At 28.1% G+C, this 25,312-nt stretch carries 17 protein-coding genes; 9 read left to right on the top strand and 8 right to left on the bottom strand.

Annotated features, from left to right (window positions below):
* Positions 1 to 26: 26 nt before the first annotated feature.
* The 4 genes from BTO04_RS13630 to BTO04_RS13615 form a co-directional block, all read right to left on the bottom strand.
* Complete coding sequence (locus BTO04_RS13630) at positions 27 to 353, bottom strand: hypothetical protein (protein ID WP_087565024.1); 327 nt, start codon at positions 351 to 353, stop codon at positions 27 to 29.
* Positions 354 to 620: 267 nt separating this feature from the next.
* Positions 621 to 1,976 carry a DUF5723 family protein gene (locus BTO04_RS13625; RefSeq protein ID WP_087565023.1) on the bottom strand — a complete coding sequence of 452 codons (1,356 nt, stop codon included), beginning with the start codon at positions 1,974 to 1,976 and terminating at the stop codon, positions 621 to 623.
* A gap of 1 nt (position 1,977) precedes the next feature.
* On the bottom strand, positions 1,978 to 2,532 hold the full coding sequence (locus tag BTO04_RS13620; protein WP_157662473.1) for a hypothetical protein: 555 nt from the start codon (positions 2,530 to 2,532) through the stop codon (positions 1,978 to 1,980).
* 37 nt (positions 2,533 to 2,569) lie between these two features.
* Positions 2,570 to 3,256: a YjjG family noncanonical pyrimidine nucleotidase gene (locus tag BTO04_RS13615; protein ID WP_087565021.1), complete on the bottom strand. Its 687-nt coding sequence runs from the start codon at positions 3,254 to 3,256 to the stop codon at positions 2,570 to 2,572.
* 11 nt (positions 3,257 to 3,267) lie between these two features.
* On the opposite strand from BTO04_RS13615, the gene BTO04_RS13610 reads away from it, so the two are divergent.
* The 3 genes from BTO04_RS13610 to BTO04_RS13600 are packed head-to-tail and all read left to right on the top strand — an operon-like array spanning position 3,268 to position 6,781.
* Positions 3,268 to 4,572 (top strand): lipopolysaccharide biosynthesis protein, encoded by a 1,305-nt coding sequence (locus BTO04_RS13610; protein ID WP_232455908.1) that lies wholly within the window; start codon positions 3,268 to 3,270, stop codon positions 4,570 to 4,572.
* A 2-nt stretch (positions 4,573 to 4,574) separates the two neighbouring features.
* A complete protein-coding gene (locus BTO04_RS13605; protein WP_087565019.1) occupies positions 4,575 to 6,170 on the top strand; it encodes an asparagine synthase C-terminal domain-containing protein in 1,596 nt (531 codons plus the stop codon).
* Positions 6,170 to 6,781, top strand: a complete 612-nt coding sequence (locus BTO04_RS13600) for a DapH/DapD/GlmU-related protein (RefSeq protein ID WP_087565018.1) — start codon at positions 6,170 to 6,172, stop codon at positions 6,779 to 6,781. Before BTO04_RS13605 ends, BTO04_RS13600 begins: the two co-directional genes overlap by 1 nt.
* On the opposite strand, the gene BTO04_RS13595 is transcribed toward BTO04_RS13600, so the two are convergent.
* The 3 genes from BTO04_RS13595 to radC form a co-directional block, all read right to left on the bottom strand.
* Positions 6,771 to 7,676 (bottom strand): hypothetical protein, encoded by a 906-nt coding sequence (locus BTO04_RS13595; protein ID WP_087565017.1) that lies wholly within the window; start codon positions 7,674 to 7,676, stop codon positions 6,771 to 6,773. The two genes, BTO04_RS13600 and BTO04_RS13595, sit on opposite strands and share 11 nt — an antisense overlap.
* Position 7,677: 1 nt before the next feature.
* The gene (locus BTO04_RS13590; protein ID WP_087565016.1) at positions 7,678 to 8,982 is read right to left on the bottom strand and encodes a polysaccharide deacetylase family protein; all 1,305 of its coding nucleotides are present in this window, start codon (positions 8,980 to 8,982) and stop codon (positions 7,678 to 7,680) included.
* A 61-nt stretch (positions 8,983 to 9,043) separates the two neighbouring features.
* Positions 9,044 to 9,730: a DNA repair protein RadC gene (gene radC, locus BTO04_RS13585; RefSeq protein WP_087565015.1), complete on the bottom strand. Its 687-nt coding sequence runs from the start codon at positions 9,728 to 9,730 to the stop codon at positions 9,044 to 9,046.
* 111 nt (positions 9,731 to 9,841) lie between these two features.
* On the opposite strand from radC, the gene trkA reads away from it, so the two are divergent.
* The 5 genes from trkA (at position 9,842) to BTO04_RS13560 (ending at position 17,640) form a co-directional block, all read left to right on the top strand.
* Positions 9,842 to 11,188, top strand: coding sequence for a Trk system potassium transporter TrkA (gene trkA, locus BTO04_RS13580; RefSeq protein WP_087565014.1), 1,347 nt, complete (start codon positions 9,842 to 9,844; stop codon positions 11,186 to 11,188).
* A gap of 3 nt (positions 11,189 to 11,191) precedes the next feature.
* Positions 11,192 to 12,691, top strand: coding sequence for a TrkH family potassium uptake protein (locus tag BTO04_RS13575; RefSeq protein ID WP_087565013.1), 1,500 nt, complete (start codon positions 11,192 to 11,194; stop codon positions 12,689 to 12,691).
* A 150-nt stretch (positions 12,692 to 12,841) separates the two neighbouring features.
* Positions 12,842 to 15,094, top strand: coding sequence for a T9SS type A sorting domain-containing protein (locus tag BTO04_RS13570; RefSeq protein ID WP_087565012.1), 2,253 nt, complete (start codon positions 12,842 to 12,844; stop codon positions 15,092 to 15,094).
* 304 nt (positions 15,095 to 15,398) lie between these two features.
* The gene (locus BTO04_RS13565) at positions 15,399 to 16,538 is read left to right on the top strand and encodes a hypothetical protein (RefSeq protein WP_087565011.1); all 1,140 of its coding nucleotides are present in this window, start codon (positions 15,399 to 15,401) and stop codon (positions 16,536 to 16,538) included.
* Positions 16,528 to 17,640 carry a nucleotidyltransferase family protein gene (locus BTO04_RS13560; protein ID WP_087565010.1) on the top strand — a complete coding sequence of 371 codons (1,113 nt, stop codon included), beginning with the start codon at positions 16,528 to 16,530 and terminating at the stop codon, positions 17,638 to 17,640. The genes BTO04_RS13565 and BTO04_RS13560 overlap by 11 nt, the downstream gene beginning before the upstream one ends.
* Here the strand turns inward: BTO04_RS13560 and BTO04_RS13555 are convergent.
* Positions 17,624 to 18,976 carry a UDP-N-acetylmuramate--L-alanine ligase gene (locus BTO04_RS13555; protein ID WP_087565009.1) on the bottom strand — a complete coding sequence of 451 codons (1,353 nt, stop codon included), beginning with the start codon at positions 18,974 to 18,976 and terminating at the stop codon, positions 17,624 to 17,626. The genes BTO04_RS13560 and BTO04_RS13555 overlap by 17 nt on opposite strands.
* Positions 18,977 to 19,153: 177 nt before the next feature.
* Here BTO04_RS13555 and BTO04_RS13550 point away from each other — a divergent pair, with 177 nt between their 5' ends.
* Complete coding sequence (locus BTO04_RS13550; RefSeq protein WP_087565008.1) at positions 19,154 to 25,297, top strand: alpha-2-macroglobulin; 6,144 nt, start codon at positions 19,154 to 19,156, stop codon at positions 25,295 to 25,297.
* Positions 25,298 to 25,312 lie beyond the last annotated feature (15 nt).

The following is a 25,312-nucleotide window of genomic DNA, read 5'->3' as shown; positions in this document are numbered from 1 at the left end:
TTAGTGTTTATTAATTGAAAACCATTTTATTTTGGTTGTGCACTTAAAGTATTTACCTGAGTAATACCTTCATTGTTGTTGGTGTGGTTTTCAATTTTAACAGGTAAAACTTCTTTTACACCATTAATGATTTTAGCTGGAATTGAAATTGTAGGTTTTCCTTCTTCAACTAAAGTTTGTTTTACTTCATTTGGTTGATAAGAATATTTTAAATCTATTGTAGCATGAGCGTTTCTAATAGCTTCTTGGTATGCTTTTTTAAACTCTTTTAACCTACTTACCCCTTCTTTAGAAGAATATAATTCCTTACCAAAACAATATTTTAAAACTATTGTTATTTTAGTAGCAAACATAGAAGAGTTATTTACCCGTTTGCGGTTAATGCTAAATATCTATTTTTAATTATCTCGGATGGCAATTCTTTATTCTAAAAAACTGTGTACCCATTTTTTTGCAATAAAAATTTAGTTAGTAAACTTGTTTTATATTCGTCTGCATCTTTTAAAAAAGAAAAACGTTCTGGCACAATTATATATTAATAATTACTCACTTTCTCTTCTTGTCCGAGCACTAAAAAATTGGAAGCTAATAAAAATATAGTTATTAAGGCGCTTTTCATTTTAATTAAATAGTAGGTTAAATCCGAATTGTAAAGAAACGTTTTTTGCTGACGAAATATCTGACAAATGTGCGATATTATCAACTATTCCGTAAAAATTCATATTCCAAATCTGTGCGGAAATACCCAACCCTATATTATTATAAGAATAATTATCCAACGTATATGTTAATTTTGCATCTATCTTGCTTGTAATCGATTTTTCATAAAAACCCGTAAATGCATATTCGTTTCTTAATGGTCTAAACAATGAATACAACTGTACACCAAAAGCATCTGTATATGATTCTTTGAAAGTATTATCATAACAAGATTCACTTCTTCTATCACCAAAGCTATATTTTATTGCAGCATTTAGTTTTGCAGGTCTCCAAGCTTTGTAAGCATCGTTGTTAATTTCTTCTGGAATTTCTGCTTTAAAATCATCCTCTAATTGTTTCCAATAATCGGGATCCTGATCATCATACTGAAAATTCAATCCTTCCGTTGTAAAATCACCTATTCTTGTAGTATTTTCAATATTCTTACTATATTTTATAAAACCAAAATCTACCAGACTTCCAGAAACATTTAATTGTGGTGTTACGCTGTATGAAAAACCTACATCTCCACCAAGACCTAAATTTCCTCCTAAAAATGTATTTGTTAAGACTGAACCTCCGCTAACATTAGCTATACCAGCAGTTTTATAGGTCACATTTATATTCTCTAGTTTACTCACAGATAGATTATTATCTCCTGGTGTAGTAGTAGTAAAGGTTCCGGAATTGTTTATAGATTCTACATTAATAGAAGATGAATAAATTTTTAAACGACCACCAATAGTCAATTTTTCGCTTACTTTTCTAGTTATTCCTGCATGAATTACTCCTAAAAAATCTGCATTAATGTTTAAATGAGAAAAATCAAAACTCCTCCCTAAAGGCGTTGTATTTCCTTCAGTTGCAAGTGTAAGAACATCTTTAGGTAAGAAGAAAATAAAATCTAATTCCTCATAAAAACCAAAACTTAAATATGTTTTGTCATTAAAGCGATAACCAGCACTAAAAACTTCTATTTGAGTATTTAGTTTAAGATAATCCTTTGAGTCTATATTATCTAAAACTGAGGCCATTTTTTCATTAATATTCCTGCCATCATCTGCAAAAATATCTGCAACAGAAAAACCTGTTGAGCCAATTTCTGCAGAAAAACCAGATATCAAAGGCAAACCAACATGAAATTTTAAATTATTTTCTAAGCCAGGATTTAATAATAAAGTTTGAGGTAAACCTGCAAAATCATATAAGACCTGTTTGTTTTGTGAAAAAGTATTAACTGCAAGAACGAGCACTAAAATTAAAACGACTTTTCTCATACTAAAACTTCGCTTTTGAGTGAACTGTTATTCCTGAATTGAATTCAAGTTCACCAGCATCTGCTTGATCTATCGGAGTTGAATCATCCTCTAAAGTCAGCTTAATTTCTACTCTTAAAAAATTGAGGATATCAGGAGAATCTGCTTTAGTTATAAAAACTTTTTCTGTAAAACCTTGATTTTTAGCATCGACATTAAATTCTAACAGATGAACTTCACGACCTTCTATACCATTAAAATCTAATTCTCGAAATATAATTTCAATTTTAAATGCTCTATTAATTCCATTCTTAATTTCGAAATCAAATTCTAATTGTATTAAACTCTCTTTCATAAAAGTACCATCGAGAATTTTAAAGTTTGATCTTTCAAAAATTGAGGGAACTGGTTCAACAGTGCTATCAAAATTTGCCTCATCTATTGTAAAGACTACAAAAGGTAAAGAAAAAACCTGTTCTGAAGAATATTGATTTAGCTGATCAAAATCTACAGGGTTGGAGCAAGATAAAAAAAAAATAGTGCTTATAAGTACACTTAACATAGTGGGGGATTTCATTTTTTAGGTATGTTTAGTTTAAAAATAAAATATTTTGTTAAAGGTATTCTTTTATTTCTAATAAGTTATTTACAGAGATAAAATCTTCATCTGTTGATTTAGCACTATCAAAAACACAATGAATGGCATGCAGACCAACGCTTAAAGCGCCTTTAATATCTGCTTCTAAACTATCACCAATCATAACAGAATTTTCTTTTTTAGCGTTTGCAACTTCTAATGCGAACTCAAAAACTCTAGAACTTGGTTTTTTAGCCCCCACGGATTCAGATGTAATTATTTTATCAAAATAGTGGTAAATATTTGAGCTCACCATTTTTTTATGCTGAACCTCATCAAAACCATTTGTTATAATATGCAATTCATACTTTTCTTTAAGATAATCTAAGATTTCAAAAGTTCCTTCAAAAAGGTGGTTGAAATCTGGAAGAAAATCGATGTACTGTATAGCTATAACATCTATTAACTCATCAGAAACAGTATAATTTACAGCATCAAATGCTTTTTTTAGCCTCCCATATCTTAATTCACTTTTTGTTATTTTTTCCTCTCTAAACAACTTCCAATATTGAAGGTTTAAAGGTTTATAAACAGTTAAAAAAATATTTAAATCTAATTTTATATTATTATGCGAAAATACTTTCTGAAATGTTAAATCAGAATTTTTCTCAAAATCCCATAAAGTATGATCTAAGTCAAAAAAGATGTGTTTTATCTCTGTCATTTACATTACATTTGAATACACTATTATTAGTTTGTAATATGCAACTATTTTCTTTTTTAAAAAAAGAGTTTGTTAAAAATGTTTTAACATTAATAACAGGTTCTGCTATAAGTCAGATAGTTATTTATGCTTCTATTTTAGTGCTTACAAGATTATTTTCGACAGAGTTATTTGGTATATATATATTGTTTTCTTCTATAATACTAATACTAAAACCTATATCCACTTTACAGTACGAATTAGCCATTATTTTACCGAAAGATAATAAAGACGCTATAAATTTATTCTTTTTCTCAATTATATTTGTTTTACTTTTTAGTGCTTTATTATTAATAATAATTTTCTTTTTTAAAAATAATTTATTAAGTGTTTTTGAAATATCTGAACTTTCAGATTTTATTTATTTAATACCAATAAGTATATTCTTTTTTGGTTCTATATCTGTATTTGATTACTGGAATAACAGAACAAGTATGTTTAAAAACATTTCTAAAGGCTTAATTACAAAATCTATAGCAATGAGTTCTACTCAAATAGCAACAGGTTTTAGTTCCTTTAATTATCTTGGTTTAATTCCTGGACATATTATTGGGCAATTATTACAACTTTTAATTTTAATAAAACTATCTGTAAAGTCTATAAGTAATTTAATGAATGAAGTAACTCTTAAAAGAATGTTACATCAAGCTAAAAAGTATAAAGATATTCCGTTTTTTAATACATTAATTAATGTAACTAATAACCTATCTAATGAACTTCCTGTACTTTTAATTACTGCATATTTTGGGTTAGATAATGTTGGAGTTTATGGTCTTGCAGTAAAATTTACAAGAGCACCAGTAGGTATTATTCAGCAATCTGTAAATCAAGTTTTTTTTAACAAAGCAAGTAAGGTTTTTAATAGTGATGATAGTTTGAATGACTTAGTAATTAGAACCTCTAAAAATTTATTATTTATTAGTTTCTTAATTTTCACACCTCTTATTATTATTTCTTTTTACTTAGATTATATTTTTGGTGACATTTGGGTTGATGTAGGCTTATATTCTAGAATTTTAATTCCATGGTTATTTATAGCTTTTCTTAGTAACCCTCTAACTTCGTTAATTGTAATTTTAAACAAACAAAAAACAATACTTATTTTTGATTCAATAACATTAGTATTTAGGTTTTTAGCAATGTTTATTGGTTATTATTTTTATAATAACATTATAATTTCTCTCATACTTTTCTCTGGAGTAGGAATGCTTTTTAATATTTTAATATTTTTCTACCTTTTGAAGACATCAAAAGAAAAGAAAATAGCTTATCAATAAAAATGGATATTTCTTTAAAAATAAATAAAGGCTTTAAATGGCATTCTAATGAATCAATATTTATAAAAGGATATTTTTTTGACAGGAATAACAATTTCTATCAAAAAGAGAACGCTTTATTGTTTTTAGATAAAATTACATCTAAAGAAAAGTTTATCAAAAAAATTAAAGAAATAAATGGGTGTTTCTCAGTACTAATTAAAGTAGATAATGCTGTTTTTATAGCTTCAGATACTACTCGTTCTTTCCCTCTTTTTTACACTTTTAAAAATGAGAAAATTCACATAAGTGATGATATTGTTTTCTTAAAAGAGAAATATAATATTAGCGAATTTAATAAGTTAGCAAAGCTAGAACTTAAAGCTTCTTTGCATACTTGTGGTAAAAAAACGTTGCTACAGAATGTATTTCAAGTTCAGTCTAACGAGTATTTAATCATTAAAAATAATAAAATAATTGAAAACAACTTTTTCTTTACCTATGCTATAAAAGACGAAAGTTCTATATCATACTCTTCTTTAAAGAAAGAAGCTACTCTTGCATTTGAAAATACTTTTAAAAGACTTTTAAGTTCTTTAGATAATAAAATGGTTGTGATTCCTTTAAGTGCTGGTTTTGACTCAAGATTAATTGCAGTTTTTCTAAAAAAACACAACTATAATAATGTAATTTGTTATACTTATGGTAGTTCAAAAAGTTCTGAAATTGAAAACTCTAAAAGAGTAGCAAAAAAGCTTGGTTTCAAATGGTTTTTTATTGAATATGATGCTGAATTAACTAATGATTTTTTAAACAGTAATGATTTTAATGAGTTTACACATTTTGCGGGTAAATTTTCTTCTACTCCAAATCTGCAAGAATATTTTGCTGTAAAATATTTAAAAGAAAACAATTTAATACATAAAGATTCAATTTTTATACCTGGTTATTCCGGAGATTTATTAGGTGGAAGTCAATTTTTAAAAGTAATTCCTAGAGATTTAAAAACAAAAGAAATAGTTCCCTTAATTTTAAAAAGAAAATTTAACAATTATCATCTTACTCTAAGTGAAAAAAAGATACTCAAAAAAGAAATTGAAACTAATTTAAAAAATTTAGATAAAAATTATCATCAAAATATTCCAAGTTCGGTTTTTGAAAACTATGATATCACTGAAAAAATTGCCAAATATATTTTTAACTCAGCAAGTTTTTACAACTTTTTTGGTTTTGAACATAGAACTCCTTTTTGGGATAAAGAATTATTGTTGTTCTTTAAAACAGTACCTCATGAGTTTAAAATATTAAAAACACTTTTTGATGAAGTTTTAATTGAGGAATATTTTAATAGATTTGAAGTTAATTTTAGTAATGAGCAACAACCAACAAATAGAAACTTAAAATTCCAAAAGATTAAAAATAAAATAAAACCATTTTTCTCTACTTTTATAAAACAAAAAAAATTGAAGAAAAATGATTGGAATAATTATCAACCAATTACAAATCAACTTCTTTTACTAATACGTAAAAATGATTTAAAAGTAAAAAGAAAATCTAACGATTATAATGAGATTATTGCTCAATGGTACGTCTATTTATGTCAAAATAAAGTAAAATAATGTTAAGTAAATTAGATTTTTTAATTTTCGGATGGATAATCAACTGGTTGTATCCTGAGTATTACAGACCAAAATATGGATATCAACGATATTATATTTTGTTTTTTCATTATTTAATTCCTCAGAAATTATTTCGTTTGAATCCGAAGGTGAAATGGCCAGTTCATTTTACATCTAAGGTTTTAGCGCCTCAAAAAATTACAAAAGGAATAATGTGTGATCCTGGTGATGGTTTAAACAATTATATACAAGCAAATAATGGTATTATATTTGGTAATAATATTGAGTTAGCCCCTAGTGTTTCTATTATTTCTTCTAACCATGATTCTTCTAATCTAAGAAAACACATAGATGCTAAACCAATTACTATTGGAAATAATGTTTGGATTGGTACAAACTCAACTGTTTTACCTGAAGTAAATATTGGAAACAATGTAATTATTGGAGCAAATTCTGTTGTTACCAAAGACATTCCTTCTAACTCAATTGCTGTTGGAAATCCATGTAAAGTAATTAGGAAAAAAGAGCCTTATAAAGAAGACTTTACTAAAATTATATTCAATAAAAAAATACCAAAAAAACACAGGAAATTTATAAATTCTATCTTTTAAAAAGCTTTAATAAAAGAGGTAAATTATTATAATTTATCTGCTGATAATCGGCAGATTTACCCCCAAAACTTAAAAAATATTTCGCAATTGTTTGCATTGAAGAACCTCCAAAATTAAAGGTTTCAAAATTCTTATGATATTTATAAATGGCCCTATCAATTAAAAAAGTATTAGCGCCATTTTTTCGATTCTTAAAATCTGTAGATGAAACCAATATAGTAACCTCATCTTTATTTTTAAGAAAAAATCCAGAAGCCACTAAATTATTATTTGCATCGTAAATTGATAGCACTTCTCCTACCCTATTCTTAATACACTCATTTATTAATCTTAATAAATTTACATAATCTTTTTCAACAATATAAGGAGTTCTTTTACCTACGTTGTTTTTAAAAAGTTTAATTAATTTCTCAGGATTATCATTCCATTTTTCTATTAAATCTTGTTTAATTGCTTTCTGTAAATCCTTTTTTCTATCTTTTCTGTATTCTTTAAAAATTGTATCGTAATTTTTATCTAAAGACAAATATTGCATTTGTTTAGAAATTAAGTTATTAGATTCAATCTTTAAATTTTTAGTATTTAGTCTTAATTCTACAGATTTAAATGTATCAAACAAAACAGTTAAAAAAGAATTAATACCTTGCTCTTTATCCGAAGAAAAAATACCTAATTGTAATAACCAAAAAGGTGGATATACATATTTAATACCATACTTTTTACGAAAAGGAATTGGCATTACAGTTTCATAATCTCCCAATACTAAAACATTCCAATTATCACAAACAATATCTAAATACCAAGAAAAAGCATAGACATTGCTTTGCAAAGAATTTTGAACGCATGTATTATATTTTTCTACGTCTAGCTCTTTTCTTTTTACGTATTCAATCATTTTAAGATGTGGCAATTTTTATCATAGATTCATACAACCTTCTCCAACCTTTCCAACGTAAATAATTGCTTAAACTTTCATTATGAAATAGCGTAATAAAGGTTCCGTTTACAGCTTTTACTTCATTTTTTAAATCTCTAATTCTACCTAAAGATTGCCTTGGAGTTAACTTCATATAATCATTTAAAGTAGTATCCATTAAAGCAAAAGGAAATATTTTAAGTGGCGTTTGTATTTCAAAATCTAAATCATAAAAATAAAAAGGAGTACATGTGCTTGCTCTAAAACCAACATTACTTGCATAGCCCATAGAATAATCTTCTAAAATTTCTAAATCTATTAAATGCTGATACGTTTCTGGTAAATTGAATCGTAAATAATGTTGTCTAGAACGTAAAATAGGCATGTTTGTTATTCCCTCTAATCGTTCTTTTTCTTTCTTAAGAGTCCCCATATTTTTCATAGTAAAATAAGAAGGATGCAAACCAACTCTAGCATAATCTACCATGTCTTTAATTAACAGTCTATACTTATTTTTGGAGGAAGAAACATTGGTATCAAAAGTTGTATAATCTCCTATTAAAAAGAAAAAAATAGTTCTAACGTTGTATTCATTTTTTAGGCTGATAATTTTATCAAATGTATCAAAAGGATCTTTTTTTAGTTTAAAAACTACTGCAAAACGATTCCAAAGTTCTAAAAACTTAAATTGAAAAAGGTCATTTAGAAAACCTCCAACAGTTCTAACTAAACTTTTGTACTTATAAGCATAAGCATTATCAATATCTACTGTAGATATAAATTCATATGAACGTTTTTTATATTCATAATCTGGAAACTTTTCTTTTAATGCTTCTAACAATTTATACGCCCAAATATCTATTACTGGTTTTTCTAAAAAACGATATTTATATGCTAAACTTTGTTCTGCGGTAAAGCGTCCATGAATATCTTTTACATGTGGTAAATATTCTTCATATCTAGTTATAAGGTAAAAACTTGCTGCAAAAAGATCATAAGGAATTGCTGATTTTGCTCCTGCATTAAAAAAACAAGGAACGTCATCCCATTTTTGGATATTAATTTCTAAATAATTTACACCTTGCTCAAAAAGTAAATTGTTGCTTTTTATAAAGAATTCATTTCCTAAAGGGTTTTTTGTATACGTTAATTTTGGTCCATTATGCGCAACAAATTCTTCTATTTTAGAAGTAAAATCTACAGGGATTAATAAAGTTCGAGTAAGTATATGTTTAAAGATATAACGAACTCTTGGTGTAATTTTATGTGTATAAACTAATATCATTTCTCTCAGTTGCTAGTTTTTTTGTTATAGTTTACATTGAAAAAACACTACTTTTCACAATCTATAACAATCCTTCGTCTGCAAAGCTAAAATACGCTTTTTCGGTAATAATTAAATGATCTAGCAGCTTTATATCTAAAGTAGTTCCTGCTTCTTTAATTTTCTGAGTAAGCTGTTTATCAGCATTACTAGGTTGTAATTTTCCTGATGGATGATTATGACAAACAATTATGGCTACTGAAGAAATTTCGAAAGCTCTTTTAAAAAGGATTCTTATATCTACAACTGTTGCTGTTAAACCACCTTTACTTAATTGATTTTTTGAGAGTACTTTGTTTGAATTATTTAAAAATAATACCCAAAACTCTTCATGCTCAAAATCACCTATAATTGGTTGCATTACATTAAAAACATCTTTACTACTTGTAATTTTAGGTTTCTCTAAAGCCGTTTCTAATTGACGTCTTTTCCCTATTTCTAATGCGGTAATAATAGCAATTGCTTTTGCCTCTCCTATTCCTTTAAAAGTTGTTAATTTTTCTACGGATACTCTTGCTAGTTCATTGATGTTTCCATCTACAGATTGTAAAATTCTTTTAGATAATGCTACTGCGCTTTCCTGTCGGTTTCCAGAACCAATAAGTATTGCTATCAATTCAGCATCAGAAAGAGAGGCTTTTCCCTTAGCCAACAGTTTTTCTCTTGGCCTATCATCTAGTGCCCAAGATTTAATGGTAAGCTTTTCCATTTTCTTTTTTTATAAAAATACGAAATCTCTTCTAAGTTTTAAAAATCAGATTTTTTTACCCATTCTTCAACAACTCTTTATATCTTTGTACCTTATTTCTATATTTAACATATGAAAATTATAATAGCTGGAGCTGGAGACGTTGGTTTTCACTTAGCTAAACTTCTTTCTTACGAATCTCAAGATACGTATATTATAGATTTTGATAGAGAACGCTTAAACTACATCAACAATCATTTAGATGTAATTACCAAAAAAGGTGATGCTACTTCTATAAAATTACTAAAAGAAATTGGCATAGATAAAGCAGATTTATTAATTGCTGTTACAGATAGTCAAAACACAAATTTTACTATTTCTGTTATTGGTAAATCTTTAGGTGCAAAGAAAACAATTGCTAGAATAGATAATCCCGAGTTTTTAAATAACTGCGAAGTTGATTTTACAAAATTCGGTGTAGATTTTATGATTTCTCCACAAGAACTAGCAGCAAATGAAATAAAAATGCTGTTACATCAATCTTCATTTAATGATACTGTAGCTTTTGAAAGTGGTGTTTTTAATGTTTTGGGAACAGCTCTTTCATACACATCTCCCATAGTAGATTTAACAGTAAAAGAAGCAAAACAAAAATTTACAAATGTAGATTTTACAACTATTGCAATTAAAAGAGAAGGCGTGTCTCAAACAATTATACCTAGAGGAGATACTACTTACCAAGTAAATGACCAAGTCTACTTTTGTGTGCCAAATTATAGCATGAAAGACTTATACCCTATTATTGGTAAAAAGCAATATCACATTAAAAATGTAATGATCCTTGGCGGAAGTAGTATCGGAGAAAAAACTGCAAGAAACCTTTGTAAAGACAATTTTAAAGTAAAATTAATTGAAAAAAATAAAGAGAAAGCAGAAGTTTTAGCAGAAGAACTTAATAAGACTTTAGTTGTTTGCGGAGACGGAAGAGATTTAGAGCTCTTAGAGGACGAAAATATAAGAGAAATGGATGCTTTTATTGCAGTTACAGGAAATTCTGAAACCAATATTATGTCTTGTTTAGTGGCAAAATCTAAAGGTGTTCAAAAGACAATTGCATTGGTTGAGAATATGGATTATATAGATATATCTCAAACAATAGGAATTGAATCTCTTATAAATAAAAAACTAATTGCTGCAAGTAATATTTTTAGACATATAAGAAAAGGTGAAATTTTAGCGCTTGCTAATTTACACAATATAGATGCAGAAGTTTTTGAATTTGAAGTTCAGCCAAATGCAAGAATTACTAAGAAACCTATTAAAGATTTACATTTTCCAAGAGAAGCCGTTTTTGGAGGGTTTATTAGAAACGAAAAAGCAATGATGCCAAACGGGAACGTTCAAATGGAAAGTGGCGATAAAGTTATTGTGTTTTGTTTACCAGAAGCAATAGAAGACTTAGAAAGTCTATTTAAATAACAGATGAGGTCTTTAAATAAAAAAATAATTTTCCGCTTTTTAGGCATTACAGCTATTTTAAATGGCTTGTTTATGTTTATTGCATTTCCTTTTAGTTTTTTTCATGAAGAAACAGAAAAATGGGGAATCTTAAATGCAGGAATTATTACTGTAACTATTGGTCTATTGCTTTACTTTTTTAACAAACCAACAAGTACAAACATACAGAAAAAAGAAGGTTATTTAATTGTAACCCTAGGATGGTTAACCTTATCTTTTACGGGTATGTTGCCTTATTTATTATCAGGAACAATACCAAGTATTACAAATGCTTTTTTTGAAACTGTTTCTGGGTATTCTACTACAGGTTCTACAATTCTTACAGATATAGAAGCGATGCCAAAAGGAATTTTATTTTGGCGAAGTGCAACACATTGGATTGGTGGAATGGGAATTATTGTTTTAACAATTGCAATTTTACCACTTTTAGGAATTGGAGGAATGCAATTATTTATGGCAGAAGCTCCAGGACCTTCAGCAGATAAATTACATCCTAGAATTACGGATACAGCAAAAAGGTTGTATTTAATTTATATCTTCTTAACACTATTAGAGTTCTTACTTCTAAAACTTGCCGGAATGACTTGGTTTGACGCCATAAACCATGCAATGTCTACAATGAGTACAGGTGGTTTTTCTACCAAAGCAGATAGTGTTTCTTTTTATAATGGAATGCCTTGGGTTCAATACATTATTATACTATTCATGTTTATTGCAGGTACAAACTTTGTACTTACCTATTTTGCGCTAAAAGGAAAGGTTCAAAAAGTAATACAAAGTGAAGAGTTTAGATATTATTCTTATGCAGTATTAGGTGCCTCTGCAATTGTAACAATAATTATATTATTTTACCAAGATCCAAATTTACAAACCGTTTTAGCACATCCTAAAATATACGGAGAAACAGAAAGTGCTATTAGGCATGCACTTTTTCAAGTAATTTCTGTAATTACTACAACAGGTTTTGTGAGTGCAGATTTTACTATGTGGAACTACTCTGCTACAGGTATTTTCTTTGCTTTATTCTTTTTAGGAGGTTCTGCAGGTTCTACTTCTGGTGGGGTAAAAGTTGTGAGACATATTGTAATGTTAAAAAATAGTTTTCTTGAATTTAAGAAAGCATTGCATCCAAATGCAATTATACCTGTACGTTATGATGAAAAATCTGTACCAAAAAATATTGTATTTAATATTTTATCATTTTTCATAATTTACATGCTTATTTTTATTATTGGCTCTGTTGTATTAACCTTTTTGGGATTAGATTTTATGTCTGCAGTTGGTGCATCTGCTTCTTCGTTAGGAAATATTGGTCCCGCTATTGGTAAAGTAAGTCCTGTAGATAATTTTAATCACTTAACAGCAGGCGCAAAGTGGTTTTGTTCTTTTTTAATGTTAATTGGGCGTCTAGAATTATTTACGGTTCTTATATTATTTACTCCTTTCTTTTGGCGTAAAAGTTAACCTCTATAGGTAATTCATTTACACTCCCTTTAACTTATAGGGTATTTCTAAAAAAATACCGGCTAACTATATAGCTAACTTATAGATAAACAATCATTTACGTTTTTTTAATTTATTTTTTCATATTTTTATAGTTCAAAAACAATTGCTATGAAACAAAAAAACTCATTGAAAATTTTATTATTATTTTTATTTACTCTTATATCTTACGTTTTAGAGTCTCAAACTTTAAATACTGGAGATATTGCTTTTATTGGTTATCACGAAAGTGCAAATGATCAATTTACATGGATAGCATTAAAAACTATTCCAGCTGGAGAAAAAATTTACTTTTCAGATCAAGGGTGGAGTGCAACAGGAAATGCTTGGTTTAATAATACAGAAAGGCATATCCTCTATACTGCTCCTGTTGGAAAATTAACTAGTGGAACAATAGTTCACATTGAAGAGAGTGCACCTGATATTTTTACTGTAACAGGAGGAGGTACTGCAGCTTTAACTTCAGGTAGTAGTTGGAGTTTAATATCTGGTGATCAAGTATTAGCTTATAAAGGTGGTAGTGGCGTAAAACCACCAGCACCTATTTTTTTAGCTGCAATTCATAATGATTATACTCCTGATGATTACAATACGACCACCAAATGGAACAATGGAGCTAACCTTACCGGTAATGCATATTCAATGTTACCGAAGGGTCTCACAAATGGAGAAAATTGTATTTCTTTAAACCCAGGTGTTACTGAAATTAATAATCATAGATATACAGGTACACTATCTGGAACTAAAGCTCTTCTATTAGCAGCTATAAATAACACTGATAATTGGCAGGTACAAAGAAGTGATAATCCTTTGGACATCAAAGTCTCAGCATATGCAACTCCGTCTATTACAAATGAGTGGAATGGAACTACTGATAACGATTGGGCAAAGACCACAAACTGGAGTACAGGTGCACTTCCAACTGCAAGTGAAAATGTATTTATATCTTCTGGTTTAACCAATTATCCAACCATAACTACTGGATCATCAATAACTGTAACTAATATTACTTTGGCGTCTGGAGCTAGTTTAATAGCAGAAGGTACTTCAACAGTTACTGGGAACATAACATATAATAGAACAATAGATTTTGTTTCCGGTAATTTAAATGGCTGGTTTTTAATAGGTTCTCCTATTGTAGGTGAAACTTACAATAATGCTTATGCAACTTCGAATGGTTTAGCTACAAGTAGTACAAAAAGAGGTTTAGCAACCTATACTACAGATTCAGATACTTGGTCTTATTTACAAGAAAATGGTAGTAATGATGATACATTTACTTCTGGAGTAGGATATGCTATAAAAAGAGGATCTATTGCTGGAGACATTTCTTTTACTGGTAATTTAAACACAACTGATGCAGGTATAAATGGTCTTCTTTCTACAGGTGGAAAACATTTTAACCTTTTAGGAAATCCTTATACTTCTTTCTTAAGTAGTGCTACTTTTTTAGATGATGAAAGTGCAATTTCTGAAACTAAAACAATGTGGGTATTTAATCAAACTCTAGGTTCAAATGGCGAATTTGAGGTTAAAACTGTTGGTCAAAATTTTAAAATAGCACCTGGTCAGGGTTTCTTTGTAAAAGCAAATTCTGGTGGCGGAACATTTAATTTTGATGAAGCTAATCAAGATCATAATGCTGACACTTTCCAAAAAGGAGAAGGAGACAAAACGAAAATTAAGTTATCAATCACAGATGGTCCTATACATCAATATGCAACAGTTTACTTTTTGGATAATGCTACAAATCGTTTTGATGTTGGTTATGAAGGAGAGTTATTTAATGGTTCTTCTCCATTTGCTGTTTACTCACATTTAATAGAAGAAAATGAAGGTAAAAAATTTCAAATTCAATCTCTTCCAAACTCTAATTTAGAAAACACAATTATACCTATAGGTGTAAATGCTAATGATGAAAAAGAAATTACTTTCAATGTAATTTCATCTAATTTACCTGAACGAATTAAAATATATTTAGAAGACAGACAAGAAAATATATTTACTCGTTTAGATGAAACAAATACTGAGTATAAAATTACTTTAGCAGCTACTTTAAATGATGTTGGTCGTTTTTATTTACACACAGTAGCTAAAACTTTAAGTATTGAAAATGTTCATAATACAGTATTAAATAGCGTAAGTATTTATAAATCTGATGTAACAACATTAAGAATAGCTGGTTTAACACAAGGTAAAACATCTGTTTCTGTATTTAATATTCTTGGAAAAAAAATGATAGTTTCTTCTTTTGAAGCTAATGGTGTTAAAGATATCTCTTTACCTAAATTAGCAACGGGTATTTATTTTGTAAAATTACAAACTAGCACAGGGAAAGTAAGTAAGAAAATAGTTTTTGAATAATAACTAGATTGTAAAAAAATACTTTATAAAAAAAATATAGAAAACACAATAAATAGTACTCAAGAAATTTCTCATTAGTAAGCAACTAAAAAAATTGGAAATTATGTTAAATATATAGCGTTAGCTTCGTTAGGAACTTATCTCATTTTACATCCACAAAAAGCTCAAACAGCTTCTCAAGAAGCTTTTGTAACTAGCTTTTGTAACTAGCTTTTAATAAATCGTAAACTCTTTTATAAAAACGCCTCAAAATTGAGGCGTTTTTAATTTTATGTAAATAATAAAACAACTACATTTATTCTTTATGAAAAAACAATCAAATTTCTTATATAAAACAACGGAAAACAAAACTATTGTTTGGTTTGAAAGCAGTAATGAATATCTTATTCTAGAAAATACAACTGCAGCTATTTTAAAAAGATTGAGCAGAGGAGTTTCAGTAAATAAAATTGCAGAAACCTTATCTAAAAAACTAGCGATTCCTTTAGAAAAAACGATCGATTTTATATTAGATTTAGAAAAAAGAATTTACGAACCTAAAAGCATTATTGACTCTAAATTGATAAATGATTATAGAGACATAAAAACTCCAAAATCATTTCACTTTATAAAATACTACAAAGTAAATAATCTAGTTTTTAAAGTTTCCTATTTAAGCGAAAAAGAGCTTTCACTTGTACATCCAAAATTTTCACATTTAGGTATTGATAATAGTGAAAGTTTCGATTTTGAGTTCGATGTTTTTATAAATAACAATTACATCTTTCTTATAGTAGATAAAGAATTAATTGGAGCTTGGAGCAATAAAAACATTCATTATTTTCAAGGCAAATTTTCTATGCAATTTATTCAGAAAATTCATCAAAAAAAAGAAAGTGAATGGATGGGAGTTTTTCATGCATCTGCAGTTAGTAATGGTGAAAAATCCATTCTCTTTTTAGGGGATTCTGGCAATGGAAAAAGTACTTCTTTAGCTATATTACAAGCAAATGGTTTTACATGTTTAGCAGATGATTTTGTACCTATTGATGTAAAAAAACAAGAAGTATACAGTTTTCCTGCATCAATATCTATTAAAAAAAATAGCTTAGAAACCTTACTTCCTATTTATCCTGAGTTAGAAACTACAGCTGAATATAATTTTAAAAGACTAAATAAAATTGTACGCTATCTAAAACCAAATAATGATAATTATTTCGCGCATTTACCCTGTAATGACTTAGTGTTTATAAAATATGAAAAAGGTGCTAAAATGGTTTGTAATAAAATCTCTAAAATTGATGCATTTCAACAATTGGTTCCAGATTCTTGGCTTTCACCAATCAAAGAAAATGCACAAATATTTTTAGATTGGTTTGAAGAATTAAACTGTTATCAAATTACCTATTCTAATAATAATGAAATGATACAAACTGTTTCTAAAATTTTCAAGAATGAACTATAAAGAAATTTTATTTTTTATTGCAAAATGTTTGACTATTTCTTTAGAGGAAAAGAATAAAAAGGAAATTGAACATCTATTAAAAACAACAGAAATAGACTGGGATAATCTCGTAAAAGTTAGTACTGCTCATTATGTTTTCCCTGCTTTGTATTGTAATCTAAAACATGCTAACTTCCTTCATTATTTACCTGAAGAATTAGTGAATTATATGATTCATATTACTGATTTAAATAGAGAAAGAAATCAACAAATAATAACGCAAGCAAAAGAAATAAATGAGTTATTATTATCAAATAACATCACTCCTATCTTTTTAAAAGGAACGGGTAATTTGTTAGAGGGTTTGTATGCAGATATTGCAGAAAGAATGGTTGGGGATATCGATTTCATCTTTTCTAAAAAAGACTACCCAAGAGCTATTGAAATTTTAACTTCAAATAGTTATTCTAAGGTATCTAAAGACAGTTATGAATTTCCACAGTTCAAGCATTATTCAAGGCTACAAAAAGAAAATAGAATAGCTGCTGTAGAAATTCATAAAGAATTATTAATTGAAAAATATGCTGATGAATTTAACTATGAATTTGTTGTAAAAGATGCTCAAAAAATAAATGATATCCATTTTTTAAGCTTTGAAAATCAGTTATGCTTATCAATAATTTCAAATCAAATTAATGATCATGGAATGCAGTATAAAAAAATTGCATTAAGAAATGCATATGATGTTTTTTTGTTATCACAAAAAACTGACACAAAAAAAGCAGTTAAACGATTTGAAAAATTATTTAACCCTTTAAATAATTTTTTATCTATTTGTTATATAGCTTTTGGAGAAATTGAGTCTATTGGTTTTGAACAAAATGATGAATCTAAAAAACAGATTCAAGCTTTTGAAAGATCTATAACCGACTTAAAATTTGCTAACAATCATTCAAAGAAAACAAACTTAATTATATTTTCAAAGAGTAGATTAAATATTATTTACAAATCTATTTTCAATAAAGATCATAGAACTTGGTTATTTAAAAGAACAACTGATAAAAACTGGCAAAGAGAAAAGCTAGTGCAACTAGGATTAAAAAAAACTAAACCAAACCCTTAACTTCTTCAAAATCTAAACCCCCATAATTCCCAGAACTCATTAAAACAACTGCTGTGTTCTCTAAGTTCTGACGAAACAAAAAGTCTTTAAATTCTTGTGGATTCGTATAGATAATTAAATCATCTCTTTCAAAAGAATTTGCAATTTGTTGGGCTGTAACTTCTTCTAATTGTTTAATTTTCACAGCATGCGGGGAATAAAAAACAACTGCTTTATCTGCCTTATCTAAAGCTCCTTTGTATTCTGCTAAAAATTCTGCATTCAAACTAGAATACGTATGTAATTCTAAACATGCAAAAACTGTTCTTTCAGAGTATTGTTCTTTTACTGCATTTGTAGTTGCTTCAACTTTACTTGGACTGTGAGCAAAATCTTTAAAAAAAACGGTAGATTTAGATTCAGCAATTTTTTCTAATCGCTTACTTGCCCCTTTAAAACTTGCAACAGCTTCATAAAAATCATCTTCATCAATTCCCATGTGTTGGCAAATCCACTTAGCCCCTGCTAAATTTTGTAAATTATGATTTCCAAAAATTTCTAAAGGCAAATCACCTTCCGGAGTTTCTAAAAAAGTAATCCCATTTTTTATAAAATGTTCTGGAGTTTTATAGGTGTTTTTTTTAAAATGATTTTCTGAAGACTCTACAACATCTTTTACAATTTCATCTTCTTCATTATACACCATAATTCCTCCCTTAATTAGAGAATCAGTAAAAATTCTAAACTGTTCTACATAATTTTCAAATGTTGGAAAAACATTAATATGATCCCAAGCAATTCCGCTTAACAAAGCAATATTTGGTTTGTATAAATGAAATTTAGGACGCATATCTATTGGTGAACTTAAATATTCATCGCCTTCTAAAACAATAAATTCATTTTCTTCTGTTAAGTGAACCATGGTTTCAAAACCTTCTAATTGAGCACCAACCATATAATCTACTTCTTTTTCATGATAATTTAACACATGTAAAATCATAGAAGTTATAGTCGTTTTCCCATGAGAACCGCCAATTACAACTCTAGTTTTGTCTTTAGATTGTTCATATAAAAACTCTGGATAAGAATAAATTTTTAGCCCTAATTCTTGCGCTCTCAAAAGCTCTGGATTGTCTTTTTTAGCATGCATACCTAAAATAATTACATCTAATTCTGATGAAATTTTCTCTGGAAACCAACCAAATTCTTTAGGCAATAAACCGTATTTTTCTAATCTAGATTTTGAAGGATTGTGAATTGTATCATCACTTCCAGAAATTTGGTATCCTTTTTGATTTAAAGCAATTGCAAGATTGTGCATTGCGCTACCACCAATAGCAATAAAATGAATGTTCATTAACAATTAATTTTTATAAAAAGTAAAAATACAAAAGCTTTGTACAATATAAAGTATCTTTAGAACGAAACTCAATTAAAAAATAGTTTTACATACTAAAAAAGGTAAGTATACTAATTTTAGTTTGTTTTATTAAATGATATACTCATGCTTCTAACTGCATTAATCCTTTGAAATATGAAAAAACTTATTACATCATTATTAATAATTATCTTATTTTCCAACATAGTAAATGCCCAACATAACTTTAAAGATCTATGGTTAGAAGTTGAGAAATTTGAAATTGATAATTTACCAAAATCAGCCTTAAAAATTGCAGAAGAAATCTATGCAAAAGCCGAAAAAGAAAAAAATTCTCCACAAATTATAAAATCACTTTTTTATAAAAGTAAATTTTCTCTAATATTAGAAGAAGACGCACAATTAAAAGTGATTAATTCCTTTAAAAAACATATTTTAAAAAGTGAATTTCCTACGAAAAACATATTAGAAAATGTCTTAGCTACTTTGTATTGGCAATATTTTAAACAGAATAGATATAAATTTTACAACCGAACAAAAACAGAAAAAAAGGTTGATGCACTAGATTTTAGAACTTGGGATTTAAATACACTTTTTAAAGAAGTTCATTGTTATTTTGAAGCTTCTTTAGAAAACAGTGAGCAACTTCAAAAAACTGATATTTATGATTTCTCCGATATTTTACACATACAAAAAGGATCAAAAAACTACAAACCTACTTTATATGACTTTTTAGCAAATAATGCCTTGGCGTTTTACAAGTCTTCTGAAACTTCAATTACAAGACCTTCCTATAAATTTACTGTAGACAGTGTTGCTTATTTGAGTGATCTGAATACATTTTCAAAACTAAATTTAGTTTCAAAAGACAGCTTATCGCTTCAGTTTAATGCATTAAAAGTTTATCAAAAATTAATTGAGTTTCATTTAAAAAGAAATGACTTAAAAGCATTAGTAGATATTGACTTACACAGAATAAATTTTGTAAAACAACATGCAACTTTTAACGGTAAAGAAGATGTGTTATATGCTACATTGAAGAAATCTTTTGAAAATTTTAAAAAAAATGAAGTCAGCGGATTATATGCTTTTGAAATTTCAAAATTTTACAGAGAAGAGGCAAGTAGCTATTTAAACACAAAAGAGGAACACAAAAGATTTAGAAATAGTTCTGCAATAGATGTTTGTAATAGTATTATTAAACAATTTCCTAAAAGTTTAGGTGCAAAAAAATGTACTTTTTTAAAATCTCAAATTACACAAAAAACAATATCAATTACTACTGAAGAGTACATACCTATCAATAAAAACTCAAGACTATTAGTACAGTATAAAAACGTTGAAAAACTATTTTTTACAGCATATATAATTACACAAGAACAATTAGTACAGTTTAATAAAACCCATCTATTTAAAGATAGAATTTCTCTTATAAATAGCTTTAAAAAAACACATACTTGGCATCAAAAATTGCGCGATGACAAAGACTTTCTTCAACATACAACAGAGGTTATTGTTCCTAAATTCAATAATGGTAATTATTTAATTCTTGCTTCTGAAAAAGAAGAAATTAATAAAGAAAACATCTATGGAACAACTACTATTCAAGTTACAAATTTAACTTTAATAGAAAATAATTTTGATGGAAGATACAATTATCAAATTGTAGACAGAAACACAGGAAAACCTATTAAAAATGCTGAAATACATGTTAAAAATAAGAAAAAGAATAGAGGTGCTTCTATTAACAAAAAACTAATTACAGATAAAAATGGTTTTGCTTCTTTTAAAAGTAGCAACTATTATCAAAAGGTAGAAATTTCAGTAAAAACTAAAAATGATAGTACCTCTTTTGGGAACCTTTATCTATATAAAAATAGTTCAAAAGATTATAAAAAGAATGAAAGAGCATTGATTAAGTCCTTTATTTTTACAGATAGAAGTATTTACAGACCAGGGCAAACTGTTTATTTTAAAGCAATTGTAATCCAAAAAAAAGGAGAGAAATCTGAAGTTTTAAAAAATAAAAAAGTTGATATAAGGTTATTTGATGTTCATCATCAAGAAATAAAAAAAATCAATTTAACACTAAATGAATTTGGATCAGTTTCAGGAGAATTCATTTTACCAAATAATGGGTTAACAGGTCAGTACTTAATCACCTCTAAACCTGAGGTTTTAGAACAAGATAATAAGGTTATTAGTAATTTTGATTATAACCATTATAGCTTCTCCGTAGAAGAATACAAAAGACCCAAATTTGAAACTGAGTTTAAACCTATAAAAGAAAGTTTTAAACTAAACGATTCTGTTACTGTAAAAGGTTTTGCGAAAGCGTTTTCTGGCGCAAGTATTACAGATGCAAAAGTGGTTTATAGAGTATCTAGAAAAGTGCAATATCCAAATTGGTGGTTTTGGCGTAGACCGGGAGCAACTTCTGAAGCACAAGAAATTACACACGGTGAAGGTATTACCAATGAAAAAGGGGAATTCAAAATTGTATTTAAAGCAATGCCTGATGAAAGTGTTTCAAAAGCAAGTTTACCAATTTTTAATTATGAAATTACTGCTGACGTAACCGACATTAATGGAGAAAGTCACAGCGCTACAAACGTTATAAAAATAGGGTACCACAGTTTATTAGCTTCTATTTCTTTGGATACTAAAATTGATAAAAACACCAAGAACAATATATTAAAAGTTGATACAAAAAACTTAAACGGAGAATTTGTTTCTGCTAAAGGAACTCTAAAAATTTATAAATTACTAGCACCTAAAAATCCTTTGAGAAAAAGAGTTTGGTCTGCTCCTGATTATCAAGATATTTCTGAAACTACTTTTAGAGCACTTTTTCCAAATGAAGCTTATACAGATGAAGAAGCAGATGAGAATAACTGGAAAAAAGGAGCTTTAGTTTTTAGCTCATATTTTGACACAGAAATAGCGAAAGAAATCAAATTAGCAAATACAAAAAATTGGATTTCTGGAAAATATATTATCCTTTTAGAAAGCCAAGATAAATTTGGACAAGCAGTAAAAGATCAACAAAAATTTGAAGTTTTTTCATTAAAAGAAAAAGAAGTTGCAGACAATAAATTATTTGTAATACAAACTGATAAAACAAGTTACAAACCAAATGATGTTGTAAAACTACAAATTGGTTCCGCTTCTAAAAACATTACTGTTATTGTACAAATTGAAAAGGATCATAAAGTTATAGAAACTTGTTTAGTGAAATTAAACAATACATCAAAAACAATAAAAATCCCTGTAAAAAAAGAAGATATTGGTGGTTTTGCTATTAAATATCACTTTGTAAATTATAATTATTTTAAAAGTGGAAGTGTACTAATTAACGTTCATCAAGAACAAGAAAACATACAAATTGAAACTAACATTTTTAGAGACAAACTACTACCAGGACAAAATGAAACTTGGAGTTTTACTGTTAAAAATGATAAAAACAACAAAGTTGCTGCAGAAGTTTTAGCTTCTATGTATGACGCTTCTCTGGATCAGTTTAAACCTCATGATTGGAATTTTAATCCAATTACCTCAAAAGGAAGTTACTATTCTTATAATAAAAGTAACGCAAATCATAGTTTTAAAAATTCTTTTTTCAACATCAGAAATAACCAGAGAAATGATTATGGGTTTCCAAGTATTCATTATGATGCTTATAATTGGTTTGGTTTTTATTTTGGAAGGAATAGAAATATTATGATAAGACGTATGGCAAGTACTTCTAAAAAAGGAAAAGCTGAAGAAATTCAAATAGTTGAAGATGAGATGGAAGTTGAAGAATCAATAATGATGTCATCAGAAGCTATATTAAATGAAATTGTAGTAACTAATTTAGCTCCAGAATCTAAAAAACTACAAGAAAAAATTTCTTTAGAAGGAATTAAAATTCGTAAAAACTTCCAAGAGACGGCTTTCTTTTTCCCCAAATTAAGAACAGATAAAAACGGACAAGTAAGTTTTAATTTCACAATTCCAGAAGCGTTAACAAGGTGGAAATTGCAATTATTAGCACATACAAAAGATTTAAAATCGGCAACAAAAACATTAACAACTGTTACTCAAAAAGAGTTAATGGTTGTGCCAAATGCACCTCGTTTTTTACGTGAAGGTGATAAAATCACTTTCAGTGCAAAAATTAGTAATTTAACAAACAATTCTTTAAGCGGTTTTGCGCAATTAGAATTAACAGATTTAATAACAGGAAAAGAAATAGATATTGATTTAAACAATATTGATAAAAACAAAAACTTCGATGTAGATAAAGATGGAAACACCTCTGTTTCATGGAATTTATCAATTCCTGAAACTGTGCAAGCTGTACAATATAAAATTGTTGCAAAAGCAGGCGCTTTTTCAGACGGAGAACAAAATGCATTGCCCGTTTTATCAAACAGAATGTTAGTTACAGAAACATTACCAATGTGGATTGGTTCTAATCAAACCAAAACATTTACGTTAGATAAGTTGAAAAACAATGCATCTTCAACTTTAAAAAACCATAAGTTGACGTTAGAAATGACATCAAATCCTGTTTGGTATGCAATTCAATCCTTGCCTTATTTAATGGAATATCCTTATGAATGTGCAGAGCAAACATTCTCTAAATATTACGCAAATACATTGGCAAGTTTTGTAGCAAATTCAAACCCGAAAATTCAGGAAGTCTTTAATGCTTGGAAATCTTCTGATGCCTTATTATCAAATTTAGAAAAGAATCAAGAATTAAAATCATTGATTCTTCAAGAAACGCCTTGGTTAAGAGATGCACAGTCTGAAACTGAACAAAAGAAAAGAATTGCGTTATTGTTTGATTCAAATAAAATGAAAAATGAGCAAGAAAAAGCCATTAATAAACTGAAAAGTATTCAGATGAATTCTGGTGGCTTCCCCTGGTTTAAAGGAAGTAGATTTGAAAGTACTTTTATCACGCAACATATTGCAACAGGTTTTGGTCATTTACAGAAATTAGGAGTTACTAATTTTGATGAATCTACTTCAGAAATGATTGAAAAATCAGTGAAATTTTTAGATGGAGAATTACTAGAACAATATGAGAAATTATTAAAAAAAGCTGAAGAAAAAAAACAGCAAGCAAAAACAAAAAAAGAAGGAGAAAAAAAATACAAAGCGTATTTAGAGAAAAATAATCTAGGTTATTTTACGATTCAGTATTTATATATGCGAAGTTTTTACACAGCTATTTCCTTAGATGATAATCTACAAAAAGCTGTTGAATATTATAAAAATCAATCTGTAAGATATTGGAATGAATATAATTTATATGCAAAAGGTCAAATTGCACTCTCTCTTTTTAGAGCTGATAAAAAAACGGTTGCAAACAAGATTCTAAAATCATTAGAAGAGAATAGCATTACTTCAGATGAATTAGGAATGTACTGGAAATCGAATACTGCTGGTTACTACTATTATCAAGCTCCAATAGAAACACAGGCATTGATGATTGAAGTTTTTTCTGAAATTCATAAAGACAAGCAAGAAACTATTGATAATCTAAAAATTTGGTTGTTAAAAAACAAGCAAACTAATCGATGGAAAACTACAAAAGCAACCACAGAAGCTGTCTATGCTTTATTATTAAATGGAAGCGATTGGATTTCAATCACAGAAATGGTAGACATTAAAGTTGGTGATAAAGCTATTAATCCATCAGAGATTGATGATGTAAAAATTGAAGCAGGAACTGGTTATTTTAAAACTTCTTGGAATGGAACAGAAATTACACCAAAAATGAGCGAAGTTACCATTACAAAAAAAGGAAACGGAATTGCTTGGGGAGGTTTGTATTGGCAATATTTTGAAGATTTAGACAAGATTACCTCAGCTGAAACTCCACTAAAATTAAATAAGAAATTATTCTTAAAAGTAAATCCTGATACAGGAAAAGAATTAAAAGAAATCAACCCAAATACTCAATTAAAAGTTGGTGATTTAATTACTGTAAGAATCGAATTACGTTCTGATAGAAATATGGAATTTATCCATATGAAAGATATGAGAGCTTCTGGAGTTGAACCAATAAATGTACTTTCTAAATACAAATATCAAGATAGTTTGGGGTATTATGAAAGCACAAAAGATGCTGCAACCAATTTCTTTTTTGAGAGGTTACCAAAAGGAGTTTATGTTTTTGAATATGATGTTCGGGTAAATAATGCGGGGGAATTTAGTAATGGAATTACAACCATACAAAGTATGTATGCTCCTGAATTTAGCAGTCATTCTGAAGGTGTAAGAATAAACGTTCAAGAAAAATAAAATTTCAATTAACAA

Origin of the sequence: Polaribacter sp. SA4-10, from assembly GCF_002163835.1 — a bacterium.
Classification (GTDB): domain Bacteria; phylum Bacteroidota; class Bacteroidia; order Flavobacteriales; family Flavobacteriaceae; genus Polaribacter.
The sequence above is the reverse complement of the archived record's forward strand: the minus strand, read 5'-3'. Positions and strand labels throughout refer to the sequence as shown.

Excerpts from the sequence above, each read along its gene's own strand:
- BTO04_RS13630 (WP_087565024.1), bottom strand. The coding sequence starts at position 353 with ATGTTTGCTACTAAAATAACAATAGTTTTAAAATATTGTTTTGGTAAG.
- BTO04_RS13625 (WP_087565023.1), bottom strand. The coding sequence starts at position 1,976 with ATGAGAAAAGTCGTTTTAATTTTAGTGCTCGTTCTTGCAGTTAATACT.
- BTO04_RS13620 (WP_157662473.1), bottom strand. The coding sequence starts at position 2,532 with ATGAAATCCCCCACTATGTTAAGTGTACTTATAAGCACTATTTTTTTT.
- BTO04_RS13615 (WP_087565021.1), bottom strand. The coding sequence starts at position 3,256 with ATGACAGAGATAAAACACATCTTTTTTGACTTAGATCATACTTTATGG.
- BTO04_RS13605 (WP_087565019.1), top strand. The coding sequence starts at position 4,575 with ATGGATATTTCTTTAAAAATAAATAAAGGCTTTAAATGGCATTCTAAT.
- BTO04_RS13600 (WP_087565018.1), top strand. The coding sequence starts at position 6,170 with ATGTTAAGTAAATTAGATTTTTTAATTTTCGGATGGATAATCAACTGG.
- BTO04_RS13595 (WP_087565017.1), bottom strand. The coding sequence starts at position 7,676 with ATGATTGAATACGTAAAAAGAAAAGAGCTAGACGTAGAAAAATATAAT.
- BTO04_RS13590 (WP_087565016.1), bottom strand. The coding sequence starts at position 8,982 with ATGATATTAGTTTATACACATAAAATTACACCAAGAGTTCGTTATATC.
- radC (WP_087565015.1), bottom strand. The coding sequence starts at position 9,730 with ATGGAAAAGCTTACCATTAAATCTTGGGCACTAGATGATAGGCCAAGA.
- trkA (WP_087565014.1), top strand. The coding sequence starts at position 9,842 with ATGAAAATTATAATAGCTGGAGCTGGAGACGTTGGTTTTCACTTAGCT.
- BTO04_RS13575 (WP_087565013.1), top strand. The coding sequence starts at position 11,192 with ATGAGGTCTTTAAATAAAAAAATAATTTTCCGCTTTTTAGGCATTACA.
- BTO04_RS13570 (WP_087565012.1), top strand. The coding sequence starts at position 12,842 with ATGAAACAAAAAAACTCATTGAAAATTTTATTATTATTTTTATTTACT.
- BTO04_RS13565 (WP_087565011.1), top strand. The coding sequence starts at position 15,399 with ATGAAAAAACAATCAAATTTCTTATATAAAACAACGGAAAACAAAACT.
- BTO04_RS13560 (WP_087565010.1), top strand. The coding sequence starts at position 16,528 with ATGAACTATAAAGAAATTTTATTTTTTATTGCAAAATGTTTGACTATT.
- BTO04_RS13555 (WP_087565009.1), bottom strand. The coding sequence starts at position 18,976 with ATGAACATTCATTTTATTGCTATTGGTGGTAGCGCAATGCACAATCTT.
- BTO04_RS13550 (WP_087565008.1), top strand. The coding sequence starts at position 19,154 with ATGAAAAAACTTATTACATCATTATTAATAATTATCTTATTTTCCAAC.